The 17981-nt window shown below is 53.9% G+C and carries 16 protein-coding genes; 14 read left to right on the top strand and 2 right to left on the bottom strand.

The window, feature by feature from the left end:
* Nucleotides 1-123 precede the first annotated feature (123 nt).
* The 8 genes from dtd (at nucleotide 124) to RB297_RS18635 (ending at nucleotide 9217) form a co-directional block, all read left to right on the top strand.
* On the top strand, nucleotides 124-567 hold the full coding sequence (gene dtd, locus RB297_RS18670; protein ID WP_096772934.1) for a D-aminoacyl-tRNA deacylase: 444 nt from the start codon (nucleotides 124-126) through the stop codon (nucleotides 565-567).
* A gap of 100 nt (nucleotides 568-667) precedes the next feature.
* Nucleotides 668-835, top strand: coding sequence for a hypothetical protein (locus RB297_RS18665; RefSeq protein ID WP_009592793.1), 168 nt, complete (start codon nucleotides 668-670; stop codon nucleotides 833-835).
* Between the two features lie 230 nt (nucleotides 836-1065).
* Entirely contained in the window at nucleotides 1066-1572 is a 507-nt protein-coding gene (locus RB297_RS18660) for a type 1 glutamine amidotransferase domain-containing protein (RefSeq protein WP_009592768.1), read from the top strand.
* 77 nt (nucleotides 1573-1649) lie between these two features.
* Nucleotides 1650-2099: a hypothetical protein gene (locus tag RB297_RS18655; protein WP_009592790.1), complete on the top strand. Its 450-nt coding sequence runs from the start codon at nucleotides 1650-1652 to the stop codon at nucleotides 2097-2099.
* A 767-nt stretch (nucleotides 2100-2866) separates the two neighbouring features.
* On the top strand, nucleotides 2867-4120 hold the full coding sequence (hisS, locus tag RB297_RS18650; protein ID WP_192569309.1) for a histidine--tRNA ligase: 1254 nt from the start codon (nucleotides 2867-2869) through the stop codon (nucleotides 4118-4120).
* Between the two features lie 44 nt (nucleotides 4121-4164).
* Entirely contained in the window at nucleotides 4165-5943 is a 1779-nt protein-coding gene (aspS, locus tag RB297_RS18645; RefSeq protein WP_009592809.1) for an aspartate--tRNA ligase, read from the top strand.
* A 35-nt stretch (nucleotides 5944-5978) separates the two neighbouring features.
* Complete coding sequence (locus RB297_RS18640; protein ID WP_009592791.1) at nucleotides 5979-6734, top strand: tRNA threonylcarbamoyladenosine dehydratase; 756 nt, start codon at nucleotides 5979-5981, stop codon at nucleotides 6732-6734.
* A 305-nt stretch (nucleotides 6735-7039) separates the two neighbouring features.
* Nucleotides 7040-9217: a HelD family protein gene (locus RB297_RS18635; protein WP_277748311.1), complete on the top strand. Its 2178-nt coding sequence runs from the start codon at nucleotides 7040-7042 to the stop codon at nucleotides 9215-9217.
* Nucleotides 9218-9521: 304 nt separating this feature from the next.
* Here RB297_RS18635 and RB297_RS18630 read toward each other — a convergent pair whose 3' ends face one another.
* Nucleotides 9522-9803: a hypothetical protein gene (locus RB297_RS18630; RefSeq protein WP_192569306.1), complete on the bottom strand. Its 282-nt coding sequence runs from the start codon at nucleotides 9801-9803 to the stop codon at nucleotides 9522-9524.
* A gap of 240 nt (nucleotides 9804-10043) precedes the next feature.
* On the opposite strand from RB297_RS18630, the gene RB297_RS18625 reads away from it, so the two are divergent.
* From RB297_RS18625 to nrdG, 4 genes are all read left to right on the top strand, one after another.
* Nucleotides 10044-11351, top strand: coding sequence for a replication-associated recombination protein A (locus RB297_RS18625; RefSeq protein ID WP_213577306.1), 1308 nt, complete (start codon nucleotides 10044-10046; stop codon nucleotides 11349-11351).
* A 57-nt stretch (nucleotides 11352-11408) separates the two neighbouring features.
* The gene (locus tag RB297_RS18620) at nucleotides 11409-11948 is read left to right on the top strand and encodes a PCYCGC domain-containing protein (RefSeq protein ID WP_192569304.1); all 540 of its coding nucleotides are present in this window, start codon (nucleotides 11409-11411) and stop codon (nucleotides 11946-11948) included.
* Between the two features lie 235 nt (nucleotides 11949-12183).
* The gene (locus RB297_RS18615; protein ID WP_375121103.1) at nucleotides 12184-14418 is read left to right on the top strand and encodes an anaerobic ribonucleoside triphosphate reductase; all 2235 of its coding nucleotides are present in this window, start codon (nucleotides 12184-12186) and stop codon (nucleotides 14416-14418) included.
* Nucleotides 14415-14918, top strand: coding sequence for an anaerobic ribonucleoside-triphosphate reductase activating protein (gene nrdG / locus RB297_RS18610; protein ID WP_375121102.1), 504 nt, complete (start codon nucleotides 14415-14417; stop codon nucleotides 14916-14918). Before RB297_RS18615 ends, nrdG begins: the two co-directional genes overlap by 4 nt.
* Nucleotides 14919-14992: 74 nt before the next feature.
* Here the strand turns inward: nrdG and mnmA are convergent, their stop codons facing one another.
* A complete protein-coding gene (gene mnmA / locus RB297_RS18605) occupies nucleotides 14993-16102 on the bottom strand; it encodes a tRNA 2-thiouridine(34) synthase MnmA (RefSeq protein WP_186326400.1) in 1110 nt (369 codons plus the stop codon).
* A 299-nt stretch (nucleotides 16103-16401) separates the two neighbouring features.
* On the opposite strand from mnmA, the gene cymR reads away from it, so the two are divergent.
* Together cymR and RB297_RS18595 are read left to right on the top strand one after the other, a co-directional pair.
* The gene (gene cymR / locus RB297_RS18600) at nucleotides 16402-16821 is read left to right on the top strand and encodes a cysteine metabolism transcriptional regulator CymR (protein WP_015734056.1); all 420 of its coding nucleotides are present in this window, start codon (nucleotides 16402-16404) and stop codon (nucleotides 16819-16821) included.
* Between the two features lie 14 nt (nucleotides 16822-16835).
* Nucleotides 16836-17981: a cysteine desulfurase family protein gene (locus RB297_RS18595; RefSeq protein ID WP_096772945.1), complete on the top strand. Its 1146-nt coding sequence runs from the start codon at nucleotides 16836-16838 to the stop codon at nucleotides 17979-17981.

Below are 17981 nucleotides of genomic sequence, written 5' to 3'. Positions count from 1 at the left end.
GGCACGATGCGCTAAGGGAATGGTCCCGGGGTTCATGACGATCCCGGAGGATAATACGAATGCGGTCTGTTATCCTGAGGGAGACAGGCCGTTTTATTTTTTGAAGATGAAGGAGCTGAACCGATGAGAGTGGTCATTCAACGATGCAAGAATGCGCAAGTCGCAGTGGATAATGAAATCGTCGGCAAGATTGAAGCGGGATTGATGGTGCTGGTCGGCGTGACGCATGAGGATGAAGAGAAGGATGCCAAATACCTTGCGGAAAAGGTAGCGGGGCTGCGAATTTTTGAGGATGAGGACGGAAAAATGAATTTCAGCGTCCAGGACGTGGGCGGAGCGATTCTGTCGGTGTCCCAATTTACCCTCTATGGAGACACCCGCAAAGGAAAGCGGCCGAACTTTATGGCTGCCGCAAAACCGGATGAAGCGAATGCATTGTACGAGTCGTTTAACCGCGAGCTTTCGGCGAAGGGATTGCAGGTGGAGACCGGGGTGTTCGGAGCGATGATGGACGTGTCGTTGACCAACTGGGGACCGGTGACGCTAATTATCGACAGTCGATCCTAACCTGCGTGGAAAGGATAGCAGCATGCATCATATCGGAGAGATGGGGCATCCTGAGTGAATAATCGAAGGTTGTTATTCGCAAATAAAGGAGCCGTACGATATGCGTCAATCCCCCAAATTTTCGATATGGAGCAGTTTGCCTGCGACGGTCGGGACCGGAGGCGTCAGGGAAGCAGCCAGCACGGAACGGATGGTTTCGGCGCCGGAAGAATCTGCACAGCTCATCAGCATCAAGGGAAATATGCGGAAGCAGCTGCCCCGATCGTAGATTCAGCACAGCGTCGCGTGTCATAAATGCGGATTTTTATAAGCGGAGCCTGAGATGATCTCAGGCTCTTTTTGGCGTTCGCCGATCATCGCCATACTCAAAGCTTCCTTCAGACAATGCCTGTTGCAGCCAAGCTCCGTTCATGGGCCTTTTCGTGAATTCCGCTGTTATAAAAAAGAGATTCCAGGGTAATAACAAATCGAGGACATTTCAGGAAGGAGACATGCCAGATGAGTAAAGTAGCATTTCTACTAGCCGACCAATTCGAAGATTCCGAGATGAAAACTCCTTACGATGCCGTGAAGGAAGCGGGGCATCAGGCTGATATCATTGGATTGAAACAAGGACAAGAGGTAAAGGGCAAACAGGGCAAGGCTTCCTACACAACCGATAAAGCCATTGCGGACGTCAACATAAACGATTATGATGCGGTGGTTATTCCAGGCGGTTCTTCTCCGGAAAACTTGCGTCTGGATTCCCATATATTGCAGTTTGTTGCAGCAGCGGACAAGGCAGGCAAACCGATTGCCTCGATATGCCACGGGCCGCAAATTTTGGCAAGCGCCGACCTGCTGAAGGGACGCACGATCACTTCTTATCCTCCGCTTCAGGATGATATGGTAAACGCCGGCGCCAACTTTAAGGATGAGGAAGTCGTCGTGGATCGGAATTTCATTACGTCCCGGACTCCGAAAGACGAGCCGGCCTTCGTGCGCGAGCTGTTAAAAGCGCTGTAGGCGCTAAATTAGCTGTATGGTTGTCCATGTAATACCGATCTTTCAAACACGCGGGTTGAAAAAAAGGAGGAATGGACATGTCTAGACAAATTCAAGCTTATTTCAGGACGGAAGACGACGCTGAAGGCGCAAGGACGAGGCTGCTGACGTACAATACGGAACAGCTGGAAGTAGGACAGCTTCAGGATTCGGTCCGAAGCGGAGGGAATATCCTCGTGCCGCTGGTGCCATGGGGCAATGCCGGCACGGGCGGAGCTACCGCAGGGGCTACAACGATGGGGGCTCCCGGCGGCGTAGTCGGAGCTCCCGGGGTGATTGTGGGCGCAAGGGATACCAGCCGCGACATCGCCCAGGATCGGCCGGACAGCGATGATCTGCCCGGCGACGGATGGCGCGAAGCGGACGTGACCGACGGGGATTATGACGATCTCAGATATACCCTGTCCGTTAAGGTAAGGGACGAGGACTATGATCAGATCGTGCATGATTTGCGGGCGAATAACGCTTATGTGGAGCGATTTGATTAATGTCTGATTAGCAAATAGACCGGCAGGCGATGAGTTACTAAGAGGGGGCTTATCCGCCCGAAACGCAAAAAAGGGCTGTTCCTTTGGTGGAGCGGCCCTTTTCAACTCTATGACATAAAAGCGCTTTCTTGCTTGTAATATAACTGTAATGTTTGTTCAATCTTTCTTTAATATTCCCTGTTTATAATAACAGCATGACCCCCTTTTTTATATAATATATGTTTTGGACCTACAACAGTGGTTTGTAGGTCTTTTTCTTTTTTCGGGAAATTTCTACAAAGTTTCTTGACTTTAGTGCGGCGGTTCATTAGAATCTAAAAATATAATGTTTTGGGTATACTATATTTATGAATAACGGATTTCATGACGGGAACAAGTACTCCATCCCCACAAGACCAGAGAAGAATCCCTTGGCTGTAAGGATTCGCTTGATGAGTGGACGAATGACCTCCCCGAGAACAGACGGCGAAGCAAGCACCGGTTAACCGGTGGGATAGACAGTAGCCGAACTGCGCGGCCGGGCGTTATACGGATGAAGCGGATGGTTGAACACATGTTAGGATGTGTCGCCGCCGGAATGTGGGTGGTACCACGGGTGATAAATTAAACATCTCTCGTCCCTGTTGTCTTAGGACAGCGGGACGGGAGATTTTTTGGTTTCACGGCTTGTTGAGAAATGACTCCCTAGGAGTTTTTCCATAGTTAAACAGATCTAGCAAGGGACATGTTCAAAAGGTGAGTATGTCATAGGACGCGGAGGGATGAAGATGGCAAACGAGAAATTCGAGAAGCCGACAGGCACGCAGGATATCCTGCCAGGAGCCGTCGAGAAATGGCAGTTTATCGAGGAAAAGGCACGGGATCTATGCCGGAGGTACAACTACCGCGAAATTCGCACACCGATCTTCGAACAGACCGAATTGTTCGAACGCGGGGTCGGCGAAACGACGGATATCGTAGAGAAGGAAATGTACACGTTCAAGGACAAAGGGGATCGCAGCATGACTCTTCGTCCGGAAGGGACGGCAGGCGTCGTTCGGGCTTACGTGCAAAACAAGCTGTATGGAGAGCCCGATGTCACGAAGCTGTACTATATGGGGCCCATGTTCCGCTATGAGCGGCCGCAGGCGGGCCGATACCGCCAGTTTCACCAGTTCGGCGTTGAGGTGTTCGGCACCGCGGATCCGGCTATCGATGCCGAGGTCATTGCGCTGGGGTACAGCTTCTACAAGGAACTTGGACTGAACGGGGTAAAAGCAGAGATTAACTCCGTGGGAACGCCCGAGGTAAGGGCAGCTTACCGCAGCGCGCTGCTTGCTTTCCTGGAACCGATGAAAGACAGCCTTTGCTCGGACTGCCAGTCGCGCATGGAACGCAACCCGCTTCGCGTGCTGGATTGCAAGAAGGACCAAGGGAAGTTCGGTGATGCGCCTTCGATCCTGGACAGCCTGGACGAGGAGTGCAGCACGCATTTCGAGAAGGTCAAAGGGTACCTGGACGCCATGGGCATCGAGTATGAGATCAATCCAAGACTGGTTCGGGGATTGGACTATTACACGCATACCGCCTTCGAATTCAAGGCCCAGGGCATCGGCGCGATTGATACGGTAGGCGGGGGCGGACGCTTCAACGGTCTCGTCGGCCAGATCGGCGGACCGGATCAGCCGGGCATCGGGTTCGGCATCGGCCTTGAGCGTATCCAATTGATTCTGGAGCATCAAGGCGTCAATCTCTCGGCCTCGAAGCCTTTGGATGTCTATCTGGTGGCGCTGGGTGAAGCCGCCGAGCGGGAATTGGCGAAATTGATCTACGAACTCCGCAGCAATGGCGTGTCCGCGGAACGCGATTATCTCGGCCGGAAAATGAAAGCCCAGATGAAATCGGCCGATCGTCTGCAAGCCCGTTATACCGCCATTCTGGGCGACGACGAGCTGGTGCGGGGCGAAATCGCATTGAAGTCGATGGAGACCGGCGAGCAGCGAACCGTGAGGCTGGATAGCCTGGTACAGGAATTTGTTTAATCGCCGTAAAGCGGCTTAATTATACTAAAGGGGAATGATAACCGATGAAAAGGACGCATCATTGCGGTCACCTGACAACCGCGAACATTGGAGAAACTGTAACACTGAACGGATGGGTACAAACCCGCCGCGACTTGGGCGGCGTGCTGTTCATCGATCTTCGCGATCGCAGCGGCATCATGCAAATCGTATTTAACCCGGATTTCTCCGGCGAGGCTTTGGCCGTTGCCGATAAAGTCCGCAGCGAATTCGTGGTGGCCGTATCCGGGAAAGTCGTAAAGCGCGATCCGGAAACGTTCAACCCGAACCTGCCGACAGGCGAAATCGAAGTACAAGTAACCAGCATCGAAGTGCTGAACGCAGCCAAAACGCCTCCGTTCTTTATCGAAGACGGCGTGGAAGTGGATGAGCAGCTCCGCCTGAAGTATCGTTATCTGGACCTTCGCCGTCCGGAGATGCAAAAAACGCTGATGCTGCGCTCCAAAGCATCGAAAGTATTCCGCGACTTCCTCGATGATGAGGGCTTCGTGGATGTGGAGACGCCAATTCTGACCAAGAGCTCGCCGGAAGGCGCGCGCGACTATCTCGTGCCGAGCCGCGTACACGCAGGCGAATTCTTTGCGCTTCCGCAATCCCCGCAAATCTACAAGCAGCTCCTTATGGTGAGCGGGCTTGAGCGTTACTACCAAATTGCGCGCTGCTTCCGTGACGAAGACTTGCGGGCCGACCGTCAGCCGGAGTTTACCCAGGTCGACATCGAGACATCCTTCATGGATCGGGAAGACCTGCTGAACATGATGGAGCAGCTGATGGTGAAGCTGTTCAAGGAAACCATCGGCGTTGAGCTGGCGACGCCGTTCCAGCGTATCAGTTATGCCGACGCCATGGGCAAATACGGCTCCGATAAGCCGGATCTCCGCTTCGGCATGGAACTGATCGAAATGAACGACATCGTTGCAAGCAGCGGCGTCAAAGTATTCTCTTCCGTCATTGAAAAAGGCGGCGAAGTGAAGTGTTTGAACGCTAAAGGCTGCGGCACCTGGACCCGTAAGGAAATTGACGATCTGGGACCGTATGCAGCCCGTTACGGAGCGAAGGGGCTTGCCTGGATTCAAGTGAAAGAGGGCGAATTCAAAGGGCCAATCGTGAAATTCTTCAGCGAGCAGGAGATTGAAGCGGTAAGAGAACGCACGGGAGCCGAAGACGGAGACCTGCTGCTGTTCTCTGCAGACAACAAAAAAGTGGTTGCCGACGTGCTTGGCGCGCTCCGTTTGAAAATCGGACGCCAGCTTGGCCTGATCAACGACAACGAATACAAGTTTGCTTGGGTGCTGGACTTCCCGCTGTTCAGCTATGACGAAGAGGCGAAGCGCTATGTGGCCGAGCATCATCCGTTCACCCGTCCAAAAGACGAGGATCTGGAATTGATGGATACGGATCCGCTTGCCGTACGCGCCGAGGCTTACGACATCGTTCTGAACGGATACGAAGTAGGCGGCGGTTCCATGCGGATTTACAAACGCGAGATCCAAGAGAAAATGTTTGCGGCTCTTGGCATGTCGCCGGAAGTGGCGCACGACAAATTCGGCTATCTTATGGACGCCTTTGAGTACGGCACGCCTCCGCACGGCGGAATCGCCTTCGGGTTGGACCGTTTGGTCATGCTGCTTGCCGGACGCACCAATCTGCGTGAAACGATTGCGTTCCCGAAAACGGCAAGCGCAACGGATCTGTTGATGGACGCTCCTTCCCAGGTGGACGGAGGACAGCTGGAGCAGCTGCATATCAAACTCGCCAAGAAGCCGGGCGACGAGAAAAAATAAGCCTGTTGTTCTTGATAAAGGAGGTTGCTTGAATTATGCTGCACCAATTTTCCCGAACGGAATTAGCCATCGGTCCCGAAGGCCTTGAAGTGATGAAGAACAGCACCGTGGCGGTGCTCGGTATCGGCGGCGTGGGTTCCATTGCGGTGGAGGCCCTCGCCCGAACCGGAGTCGGCCGCATCATTCTGATCGACAAAGACGTGGTGGACATCACGAACATCAATCGGCAGATCCACGCGTTAACGACGACGGTGGGTCAGAAGAAAGCCGATTTGATGGTCGATCGGGTCAAACTGATCAATCCGGAATGTGAAGCGATCGCCCTGAACATGTTCTACACCGAAGAAACGTATGAAGAGCTGTTTAAGTACGAGCTGGATTATGTGATCGATGCCTCGGATACGATTATTTATAAAGTGCATTTAATCAAGGAGTGCCTGCGTCGCGGCATTCCGATCATCTCCAGCATGGGCGCGGCCAACAAAATGGACCCGACGAAGTTCCAGGTGGCCGACATCTCCAAAACCTCCATGGACCCGATTGCCCGGATCGTGCGCACCAAGCTGCGCAAGGACGGCATTAAGAAAGGGGTCAAGGTCGTGTTCTCTCTGGAAGAGCCGATGAAACCCCGCCAGGACGTGACGGAGAAAATCGTGCCCGAGAATGCTCCGGAAATCCGGAAGGCGAAGCAGCCGCCGGCAAGCAATGCATTCGTGCCGCCTGTGGCGGGACTGATCATGGTCAGCGTGACGGTGAAAGAGCTGCTCGAAAAAGGCGGCGTCTCGTTGTAACGGGGTGTCCGGACACATTTAAACTCGGATCGAGAAAACGATAGACAAAAGGAAGGCAGAAAGGAAGAACAGCCTTTCGGCAAAATTGAGCGTGGTTAACCAAACGCAGTGTCCAGCAATGGACGCTGCGTTTTTTGCTGCCGTGGACAAGCGAATAGGACAGCAAACCCAAACAATACAATTCCTGTGACAGCGCTTTGCTAGTATATCCCGGCGAGTTGTGCTACAATGGAACTCCTTTTTGTGTCACGGCCCTAAAGCCAGACTTCGATACGAAAAAATATGTTCTTAGGAGGTAACTGAAAGTGTCAGAATCTTTTCAAAGTGCCTATCAAGAAGAAGAGTCAAGGCTAAACGAGGTTATCGTTGAAATTGACCGTCAGCTTGAACGGCTGCGCGGTATTCCGGTATACACGGGCCATGATTTTACGGAGCAGGTGCTCGAGGCAGGCCGGGAAGAGAAACGGCAGGCCCTCGCCAAAAGCTTGCCGGAGCCTTATTTCGGAAGGCTGGATTTTCAAGAGAACGGAACGGGGGCGAAGAAACCGCTCTACATCGGGAAGATAGGCTTCGACAAGGCGGACGCTGGTGATCACCCGATGGTGATTGATTGGCGGGCTCCGGTCGCGAGTCTATTCTACTCCTTTACGGGCGGTACCGATCCGGCTTCATTCGAAGCGCCCGAAGGAATCATCGAGGGGCTTGTGTATTTAAAACGAAACGTCGTGATCCGCAAGCAAATTTTGGAGCGGGTATCGGACACGTACAATCGGGAAAGCGGCGGACCTGCCGTATCCGATGAGTTTTTGGTCTACCGTCTCGGTGAGAACAAGGATAACCGGCTGCGGGATATCGTGTCCACGATCCAAGCGGAGCAGGATAAAATCATCCGGGCGGCCAAGAACACCGCCCTCATCATCCAAGGGGTGGCGGGAAGCGGAAAAACGACGGTGGCGCTGCATCGGCTGGCTTATTTGCTCTACCAGTACAAGGAGCAGGTAACGGCCGAGAAAATGATCATATTCGCGCCAAACCTCATGTTCCTGGATTACATATCCGATGTGCTGCCCGAGCTCGGAGTTGGCGATATTCAGCAGCGGACCTTTGGCGATTGGGCGGCGAAGCTGCTTGATATTCAGCTGTCCTCGGAGGATCATGCGCAGACGCTTCATCAGTGGTTCGAGACGGAACCGGGCCAAGGGACGCCGGATATCGACGATAATGTGAGCGGGCGCTATAAAGGCTCCTTAAGGCTGATGGATATCGTGCGGCGGTGCGTGGAGTACATCGAAGCAGAGGCCCTTCCGGACGGGGATTTCTCTCCATGGGATGGAGCCATCCTGAAGCAGGAGACGATTGCGGAATGGTTTTACCAGGAATATAAGCCCTATCCGCTGGCGAAACGAAAGGAACGGCTGCTCGCCAGATTGCATCGCTGGGTCGAGATGGAGCTGAAGAAATCGCCATCGGCGGCCGTGATGAAAGAACGGAAGAAAAAAGCGGCACAACGCGAAAAAGCTTATGCCAATCGCTGGCCGAAATTTGAGCCGATTTCCCTATATAAGCAATTGTTTGGAGCGGTCAAGGCGGCCGGCTCCTGGGTCGAAGAGCTCTCCGCTCTTATTCCGCCGGAGGTACTGGCCGCAACGCGCAAAGATCTGAAGAAGAATGTGGTCCGGGAAGAGGATTTGCCTGCCCTGCTGTATTTTCACTGCTTGCTGAACGATATTTCCTCAGAGCAGCGGTTTGACCACATCGTCATCGATGAAGCCCAGGACTTCTCTCCGTTTCAGGTGGCTGTGCTGGATCTGTTCGTAAGAGGACATTCCTTCACCATACTAGGCGATCTGTCGCAGGGCATTCATGCGTATCGCGGCGTGCACGCATGGGAAGAAATGAGCTCCCTGTTCAAGGAAGAGGAAACGGCTTATTTTGCGCTGACGCGCAGTTACCGTTCCACGATGGAGATCATTGAATTTGCCAATGGGATACTGGAGAAGGGGGTCGCAAGCGACCTGCTCGCCGTGCCCGTATTCCGTAGCGGCGATGCCGTCCGCCTCATTCCTTATGATGCCGCGAACGCCAGAAGGAAGGATTTGGAGCGGGCCATGGGGGCGCTCATTGCCAAGGAATACCGGACGGTAGCCATTCTCACCCGCACCTTGCGGGAAGCGAAAGAGCTGCATGAGGAGTTAAGCCCGTCCTGGCCGATGTTGAATCTGATCGATGGCAGCAAAGGAACGTATCAGGGCGGATATTCCGTGCTCCCCGTGTACTTGTCCAAAGGGCTTGAGTTCGATGCCGTTGTGGTGGCGGATGCGGACCGGGCGCATTACGCGGAGAAAGCTTGGGATGCCAAGCTAATGTATGTAGGCTGTACGCGTGCACTGCATGAGCTGTGGCTGCTGCACGGGGAGCCGCTGCCTTCGTATATCATGGCAGAGAATTCAGAGATCATGGCGAGCGGTTGGCCGGCGGACTAATCGTGCAATTGCGCAGCGGCTGTCGGCTCCCGGAATGTCAATAGAGAGAGTCGGAAGTCCCGCAGGGATTCACATGGCAGCATGTGTTAGCCTCTGCGGGACTTTTTTTGTTGTGCAGGGGCTTGCTAGGGGGTTAACCAAGCATTTGGTAGGAGGAGCCCAGATTTTCGATAAACCGGATCAAAGTCCAGACAGCAAGGATGGAACAGGCAGCGGCCAGAAGGATGAAGAGGGTCATTTTTCGCATAGGCTTTCGTTTCAATTCCATAGTCTCCCTTCGTGGATAGTGGTTAAGCGACACGCTTCATAACAAGACCTCGTCGTCATCCTCACCCCGGATTCCCTGCCTGTACTCGTAAAGCATGATGGCTGAACGTATGAAGACGTACAAGCCGAGCAGGAACTGCAGGATAAGAACGGCATACAGCAGGTTCATCGCCAGTCTCTCATCGTCGAGGTAACCGGGGCCGAATGTTTCTTGCAAAAGATGATAGGTGCTGGCATGAAGGTAGAGCCCCAGTATACTGAACGTCATATGGATCACCGCGTTATACAATTTGCGTACGGATTTTTTGCGAGTCGTCATCACATTCTCCCCAGATCAGGCTTTTCAAACGCTTCCCTATTATATGAAACGCTTCCGGTTCGATAAAAGTTGGATATGATCAAAATAAAATGCAATATCCGAGCCATGGGACGAATGAAGCGTAGGACAGGAAGTTGCCGCAGCGCAGGCACGGCGAATTCGAATATGATATGATAGAGCGTGATGGATTGAATGGAAACGACTTATTTTTGCATCGATATCAGACAAGGAAGTGTAGCCATGGATTTATTCAGTATCGGGCGTGAAGGGGACCGGGACTCCCGGCTGCTGGCCGATCGGATGCGCCCTTCGTCGCTGGATGAATATATAGGACAAGAGCATATTATCGGACCGGGCAAACTGCTCCGGCGGGCCATAGAGGCAGACCAGGTCTCGTCGATTTTATTGTACGGCCCGCCGGGATGCGGCAAAACAACGCTTGCGCATATCATATCCCAGCAAACGAAGGGGCATTTCGTTCGGCTGAACGCGGTGGAAGCCACGGTCAAGGACGTTAGGGAAGTCATTGAACAAGCCCAGAGCAACCGCAGCCTGTACGGGACCAAAACGATCCTGTTTTTGGATGAGGTGCACCGCTTCAACAGCTCAAGACAGGATGCCCTGCTGCCTGCCGTGGAGAACGGCACCATCATATTTATCGGCGCGACGACCGAGAACCCCTTTCATTATGTCAACGGGGCTCTAATGAGCCGGTCCACTTTGTTTCAGCTTCAGCCGCTGACCAAGGACCATTCCATGATCGCGATGCGGCGCGCGCTGATCGATCAGGAAAAGGGTCTTGGGTTCATGGATCTCAAGGCCGATGAGGAAGCGCTGGAGCACATTGCAGCCATGGCGAACGGGGATATCCGGCGTGCACTCAATGCGCTGGAGCTGGCCGCGATGACGACGCCGCCGGACGCAAGCGGTACGGTCCATATCACGCTGGAGGTGGCGGAGGAATCGATTCGCCGGCCTACCGTGCGTGCGGACGAGTCCACGCAGTATGATGTGCTGTCCGCCTTTCACAAGAGCATTCGGGGCTCCAGCGATGCAGCGCTGTTCTGGTTTTTGTATGCAGTCGAAAAGCTCGGCATGGACCCGATGGTGTTCATCCGCCGCCTGATTGCTGCCAGCAGCGAGGATATCGGGCTGGCCAATCCCCAAGCCATGGTGCAGGCGGTAAGCGCATTGGATGCCTACCGGAACAACGGCTGGCCGGAAGCTAAGCTGAATATCGCCCAGGCGATCCTGTTCGCCGTGGAGAGCCCGAAATCCGATGGCGTTGTATCCGCCATATCCCGCGCGATGTCCGCCATGGATGAAGTGAAATCGGCGGAGGTTCCGCTGCATCTGCGCGATGCGCATTACTCGGGGGCGGTTAAGCTGGGACATGTGGGCTACAAGTACCCGCACGATTATCCGGGCCATTACGTGAAGCAGGAGTATTTGCCGAAGGAGCTCTCCCGCCGGGTGTTCTATCAGGCCACGGAGCAGGGGAACGAAGCCAAGATCGCCCACAACCAGCGATTACGACGCGAAGAATAGGGTCGTAAGGCGATAACGGGATTTACGGCCGCTAGCTTAATTAAATGGAGGAAATGAATGATGAAAACAGGGAAACAACGGTTTGTCATCCTGCTGCTGTCCGCCGGCCTTATGCTGAGCGGCTGTTCGGGAAAAAGCGCCCAGGAGCAGGTCGTTGGTGGACAGGCAGCCGAGGCGGCGCATGAGCACGGACATCAGACGCAGCTGTCCAACGGGGATATCCAGGAGGCGACGTCTTCGATCGATGAGCTGCCGACCTTTTTGAAGAGCCAGACCAGCGAGCTCCAAACGATTTATGCTTTGTCCGCGCAGGTGAGTGATGTCCTGAAATACATTCCTTGTTACTGCGGCTGCGGGGAAAGTGCCGGTCATGAGAGCAACCTGAACTGTTTTATCGATGAGATTCAGGAGGACGGCACGGTGGTGTGGGACGATCACGGCACCCGCTGCGGGGTGTGTTTGGACATTGCCGTGGAATCTGCCAAAATGAGCAGCGAGGGTATGAGCTTAACGGATATCCGGACCGCGATCGACGAGAAATACAGCACCGGCTATGCCAAGCCGACGCCAACCCCGATGCCGCCTGTGGAAAGTTAAATTGTTATCGGTCAAACAAGAAGGTACCCGATGGTGATCCAAGGATCGCCCGAGGTGCCTTTTTTTGTAGGGCACTATCCCCTTCGGGGTTACGCGTAAGTGCAGCCCTATTCGATTTTAAAGACCGACCATCGTGACCTATATCACAGCACTAAACTATATATGGATGTAAATTGATAAAATAAAACTATATATAGTGTGTTAACGATATGAAGAAGAGGAGTTGTTCCTATTCATGAAGGTCATGAAGAGAGACGGATGCCTGGTAAAATTTGAGACGATCCGAATCGTGGAGGCGGTGGATAAAGCTTTTATGGCGGTAGAGGGTGTTTCCCGCAAGGATGCTTCGTTGCGGATTGGAGATGAGGTTGCCCATGCCACTGCGGGGATGGACCAGGTTAGCGTGGAGGAGATTCAAGATTTCGTTGTGGAGCATTTGCAAAGCACGGGTTATCCCGAAGTAGCAGCTGCCTATCAACATTACAGGGAGGCCCGCGATCTGGAGCGGATGCGGCGGGGAGAGCTTTATAAGATCAGCAGGGATGTGATCGGGGTAACCGATTTGGACCTGCTGCGGGAGAACGCGAATCTGAACGGGGAATCCTTCAGCGGAAAAATGAGCCGGATCGGCTCCGAATACGCCAAATGGATGGCAAGCAAATTCATCCTGCCGACAGAGCTCACGAGAGCGGTGAGGGATGGGTATGTATACGTTCATGACCTGGACCAGTATGCGCTGGGAACGACGAACTGCATCTTCATCCCGTTCGGCCGGTTGCTGGCCAAGGGCTTCAATACCGGTAACGGATCGGTCAGGCCGCCGCAGAGCATCATGACCGCCATGGCGCTGGTAGCCATCATCTTTCAATCCCAGCAGAACAGCCAATTCGGCGGCGTGTCCGGCAGCAAAATCGATTGGGATCTCGCGCCGTATGTCGGCAAATCGTTTCGTCGGCATTTTCGCAAAGGGCTGGCCTACTTCGGAGAAGCGGGGCTGGGAGCGGATCGGCCGTATGAACGAGCTCTTGAGGATCACGAAATATACATAGACAATGAGCAGCTGAAGGACACATATCCGCGAATATACCATTATGCCTATCATGAAACGGTGAATGAAACAAAGCAGGCCGCGGAATCCTTGATCCATAATTTGAATACGATGAGCAGCCGGGCCGGCGGACAAATTCCTTTCACTTCGTTGAATTACGGCATGTGCACGTCAACCGAAGGAAGGCTGGTGTCCCACGCCCTGCTGGATGCCACGATGAAGGGGCTCGGCGGGGGAGAGACGCCGATATTTCCGCAGCATATTTTCCAGTGCAAGCAGGGGGTCAACCAGGCGGAAGGCGAGCCGAATTACGACCTGTTCCTGAAAGCCGTCGAGTGCTCCAGCCGCAGGCTCTATCCGAATTTCGTCAACGTGGACGCGTCGTTTAATCTCGTCTATTATAACCCGGGCGACCCGGACACGATTATTGCCACCATGGGCTGCAGGACCCGCACGATTTCGGATCGCTTTGGGCGAAACCGCCTAAGCGGCAAGGGCAACCTGTCCTTTAATACGATCAATTTGGTCCGGCTCGGGATTGAACATGGCATCGTTCAAGGAAAGCGGGAAGTGCCGGACCTGAACCGTTTCTATCAACAGCTGGATCATTATATGAGAATTGCGGTGGAGGGCTTGATTCACCGTTACGAGCTGCAGGCCGACCAACCGGCCAAAGCGTCCGATTTCATGATGCGGGAGGGCGTGTGGGAAGGCGGCGAGGCGCTGGCGCCGGAGGATAAGGTGCGCGAACTGATCAAGCACGGCACCCTGGCGCTTGGATTTATCGGGCTGGCCGAATGCCTGAAGGCGTTGACCGGACGGCATCACGGCGAGGATGAGGACAGCCGAGGGCTGGGGATCGAGATCATCCGGCATATGCGCCGGTTTTGCGATGCAGCCGGTGAAAGGTATAACCTGAACATCACGCTGTTTGCCACGCCTGCAGAAGGGTTATCCGGGAAATTCACGAAGCTTGACCGGCAGACCTTCGGGGTGATCGAGGGTGTGACTGACCGCGAATATTACACGAATTCTTTTCATATACCCGTGTACTATCCGATGGCCGCCTACCGCAAAATCCGTTCCGAAGCTCCTTTCCATGAGCCGTGCAACGCCGGAGCGATTTCGTATGTGGAGCTGGACGGCAACGCAAGGCAGAATACGGCTGCTTTCCGGGACATCGTGCAGTTTGCCCTGCAGCAGAACATCGGATATTTCTCCGTTAACCATCCCGTCGACCGGTGCCCGGCATGCAACTACGAAGGCATTATCGGAAGTGCGTGCCCTGGATGCGGCGCTTTGGAGACGGATGGAAACTTCCAGCGGCTGCGGAGGGTAACGGGATATTTAACGGGCAATTATACGGAGCGCTTCAATTCGGCCAAGCAGGCCGAGGTTCGGGATCGGGTGAAGCATTTGTGAATGTGTGCGGATACATCCCCGAGAGCATCAATGAAGGCCCCGGACTTCGTGCGGTTCTATTCGTGAGCGGCTGCCGCCATGCCTGCGCCGGATGTTTTAATACGGATTCCTGGGACTTTGAAGCGGGGGAGCCCTTTACCGAAGAAATGTCAGCGGCGATACTGCAGGATATCCTGGACAATCCTTTGCTGGATGGCGTGACCTTATGCGGTGGAGACCCCTTCTTCTCCCCGGAAGAATGTGCGGCATTCGTACGCAGTCTCAGGACCCTCTGTCCCGCAAAAAACGTATGGGCCTATACGGGGTTCACCTTCGAAGCGCTGCTGAGGCAGCCGAAGCTGCGCGAATTGGCCCTGCTGTGCGACGTCATCGTTGACGGCAAATTCGAGTTGGAGCGCAGGGATGTCTCGCTTCCTTTCAGGGGCAGCTCGAATCAGCGTTTCATCGATGTAGCCGCCAGCATGGAGCAGGGAATTGCCGTGGAGTATATTCTTCGCTAGCACGCAAAAAAAAGAGCACACGCTTTACGGAACTTCCGTATCAAGCGTGTGCTCTTCGCGTATCATTCAGCGGATTAATAAGGAACTTTATCCGCCGTTTCGATCGTTCCCCCGCCAAGGCATTCGTCCCCTTGATAGAAGACGACGGCTTGTCCCGGCGTGATCGCTTTTTGCGGCTTCGCAAACGCGACATGAACGGTTCCGTCTTCGCGCGGGGTTATGGTTACTTCCTGGTCCGGCTGACGGTAGCGGAATTTGGCGGTGCAGGTGTAGGCGTCTTTGGGCATAGCGTCTTGTCCTGCAATCCAATTTATTCCGGAGGCAACGAGTCCGGTCGAATACAAGCTCGGATGATCGCCTTGAACTACGTACAAAATATTGTTGGTCAAATCTTTGTCGGCTACGAACCAAGGCTCCCCGGAGCCGGATCCGCCGATCCCGAGGCCTTGGCGTTGCCCCAGCGTGTAGTACATCAAGCCGTCATGGCGGCCCTTTACTTCACCGGTGACAATGTCCACCATATCGCCGGATTGGGCGGGAAGGTATTGTCCAAGGAACTCCTTGAAATTCCGCTCGCCGATGAAGCAAACGCCGGTGCTGTCTTTTTTCTTGGCAGTATACAGCCCGGCCTCCTCAGCAAGTCGGCGGACTTCCGGTTTCGGCAGATGCCCGATCGGGAACATCGCCTTGGCAAGCTGCTCTTGGCTCAGCGCATTGAGGAAGTAGGTTTGGTCTTTGTTGCTGTCCACACCCCGCAGCAGCCGGTACTGTCCGTCCTCCTCGATGACGCGGGCGTAATGGCCGGTAGCGACGTAGTCGGCTCCCAGGTCCATGGCCTTGTTCAGAAATTCGCCGAATTTGATCTCGCGGTTGCACATGACATCGGGGTTCGGCGTTCTCCCGGCTTTATATTCATCGAGGAAATAGGAAAATACTTTATCGAAGTATTCCTTCTCGAAATTGACGGTATAGTAGGGAATGTCGAGCTGCTCGCACACGCGGCGCACGTCTTCAGCGTCCGCTTCGGCTGTGCAGTAGCCAAGCTCATCGGTATCATCCCAGTTTTTCATAAAGATGCCGATCACTTCATAGCCCTGCTGTTTGAGCAGGAGCGCTGTTACGGAGGAGTCGACTCCTCCCGACATGCCGACAACGATACGAGTGTTATGTTTTTCTTTTGACATCGTTATCACCATTTTCATATTGAATTGTGCCCATGGAGGTATTTTAACATATTGGAACAAGGTTCACACGCTTCATTTTGTCCACTCAGGGTGAACATTTTTCGAGTTTCCAGCTGGAATATTACCCATTGGGGTCCAGGATATGTTACGATAAGCTGAGGGTAATGATCGGAATACGGAGAAAAATACAGGATAAGCTGCTTTACTCATGGATTACGACGTATTTATCGCTCGCCCGCCACCTACAACTCATGTACAGGATGGACATAATATACAAATTACCGAAAGAGGTGTCACCTTTGAAGATATCAACAAAAGGAAGATACGGATTAACGATTATGATGGAGCTGGCCGCCAAGTTCGGCGAAGGGCCGACTTCGCTGAAGAGCATAGCCGAGAAGAACCAGCTCTCGGAACATTATCTTGAGCAGCTGATCGCGCCGCTGCGGAATGCGGGCTTGGTTAAGAGCATCCGCGGTGCATACGGCGGATATATCCTTTCCCGGGACCCGGCATCCATCACGGCAGGGGACGTCATCCGCGTTCTGGAAGGGCCGATATCCCCCGTCGATTTTACGGAAGAGGACGATCCGGCGAAGCGTGACCTCTGGCTCCGGATCCGCGACAGCATCGCTGAAGTGCTGGATTCCACGACGCTGGACTATCTGATCAATTACCATGAACAGTCTGCTGCAGACAACTATATGTTTTACATTTAAGGGTGACGACGGAGATGAAATCAGTATACTTGGATCATGCCGCATCAACCCCGGTTCATCCGGAGGTCGCGGAGCGGATGATGAATGTCATGACGAGCCAATACGGCAATGCTTCGAGCGTCCATGCTTTTGGACGGGAAGCGAAGAAGATCGTGAACGGGGCGCGTGATCGAATAGCGTCTTTGTTGGGATGCCATTCGGACGAGCTGGTGTTTACTGCAGGCGGGACCGAAAGCGATAACCTGGCTGTTCTGGGACTGCTGGAGTCCTTGGGCGTGGAAGGCAGACATGTGATTACGTCAGCGGTGGAGCACCATGCGGTGCTCCACACTTGCCATGAGCTGGAACGGCGGGGCTGCCAGGTTACCTATGTCCCGGTGGACCCTACAGGGCGTGTTTCTGTAGAGGACATTGCGGGCGCGATTCAGGACAACACGGCGCTGGTGACCATCATGTACGGCAACAATGAAGTAGGCACCGTTCAGCCGATCGCCGAAATCGGCGAGTTATGCCGGAGCCGAGGAATCGTATTCCATACCGATGCCGTTCAGGCATTGGGCTCGGAGGCGATCAACTGCCGCGAGCTGCCGGTGGATATGTGGAGCTTTTCCGCCCACAAGATCAACGGGCCGCAGGGCGTAGGCGCTTTGGTCGTCCGCAGGGGACTCAGCGTATCTCCCCGTCTGTTCGGAGGGCTGCAGGAGAAGAAGCGCCGGGCCGGGACAGAGAATATGGCCGGAATCGCCGGTTTTGCTGCGGCAGTGGAATGGACCGTGCAGAATATGGAGACGCGAATCCAGCATTATCGCGAACTGAGATCGACCCTCCTTGACGGGCTTCGTCAGGAGATTGGCGAGAATTCTTTTGTGATCAATGGAAACCCGGAACATCACCTACCTCACATCCTGAATATCAGCTTTCCCGGTGCCAATACGGAGACGATGCTGATGAACCTCGATATGGAAGGAATTGCGGCGGCAAGCGGCTCGGCTTGTACGTCGGGATCCCTGGAAATATCCCATGTACTCCGAGCAATGAAACTTTCTGACCCTGTTTTGCGCTCCGCGATTCGTTTTAGTTTCGGTTTGGGTAATACTACTCAAGAAATGGAGTACACTGCCCAAAAAATTGGAACCATCCTTAATCGGTTACGTAAATAG

The sequence above is a fragment of the Paenibacillus sp. CR_12 genome, from assembly GCF_041953985.1.
Taxonomy (GTDB): Bacteria; Bacillota; Bacilli; order Paenibacillales; family Paenibacillaceae; genus Paenibacillus_AQ; species Paenibacillus_AQ lautus_A.
The sequence above is the reverse complement of the archived record's forward strand: the minus strand, read 5'-3'. Positions and strand labels throughout refer to the sequence as shown.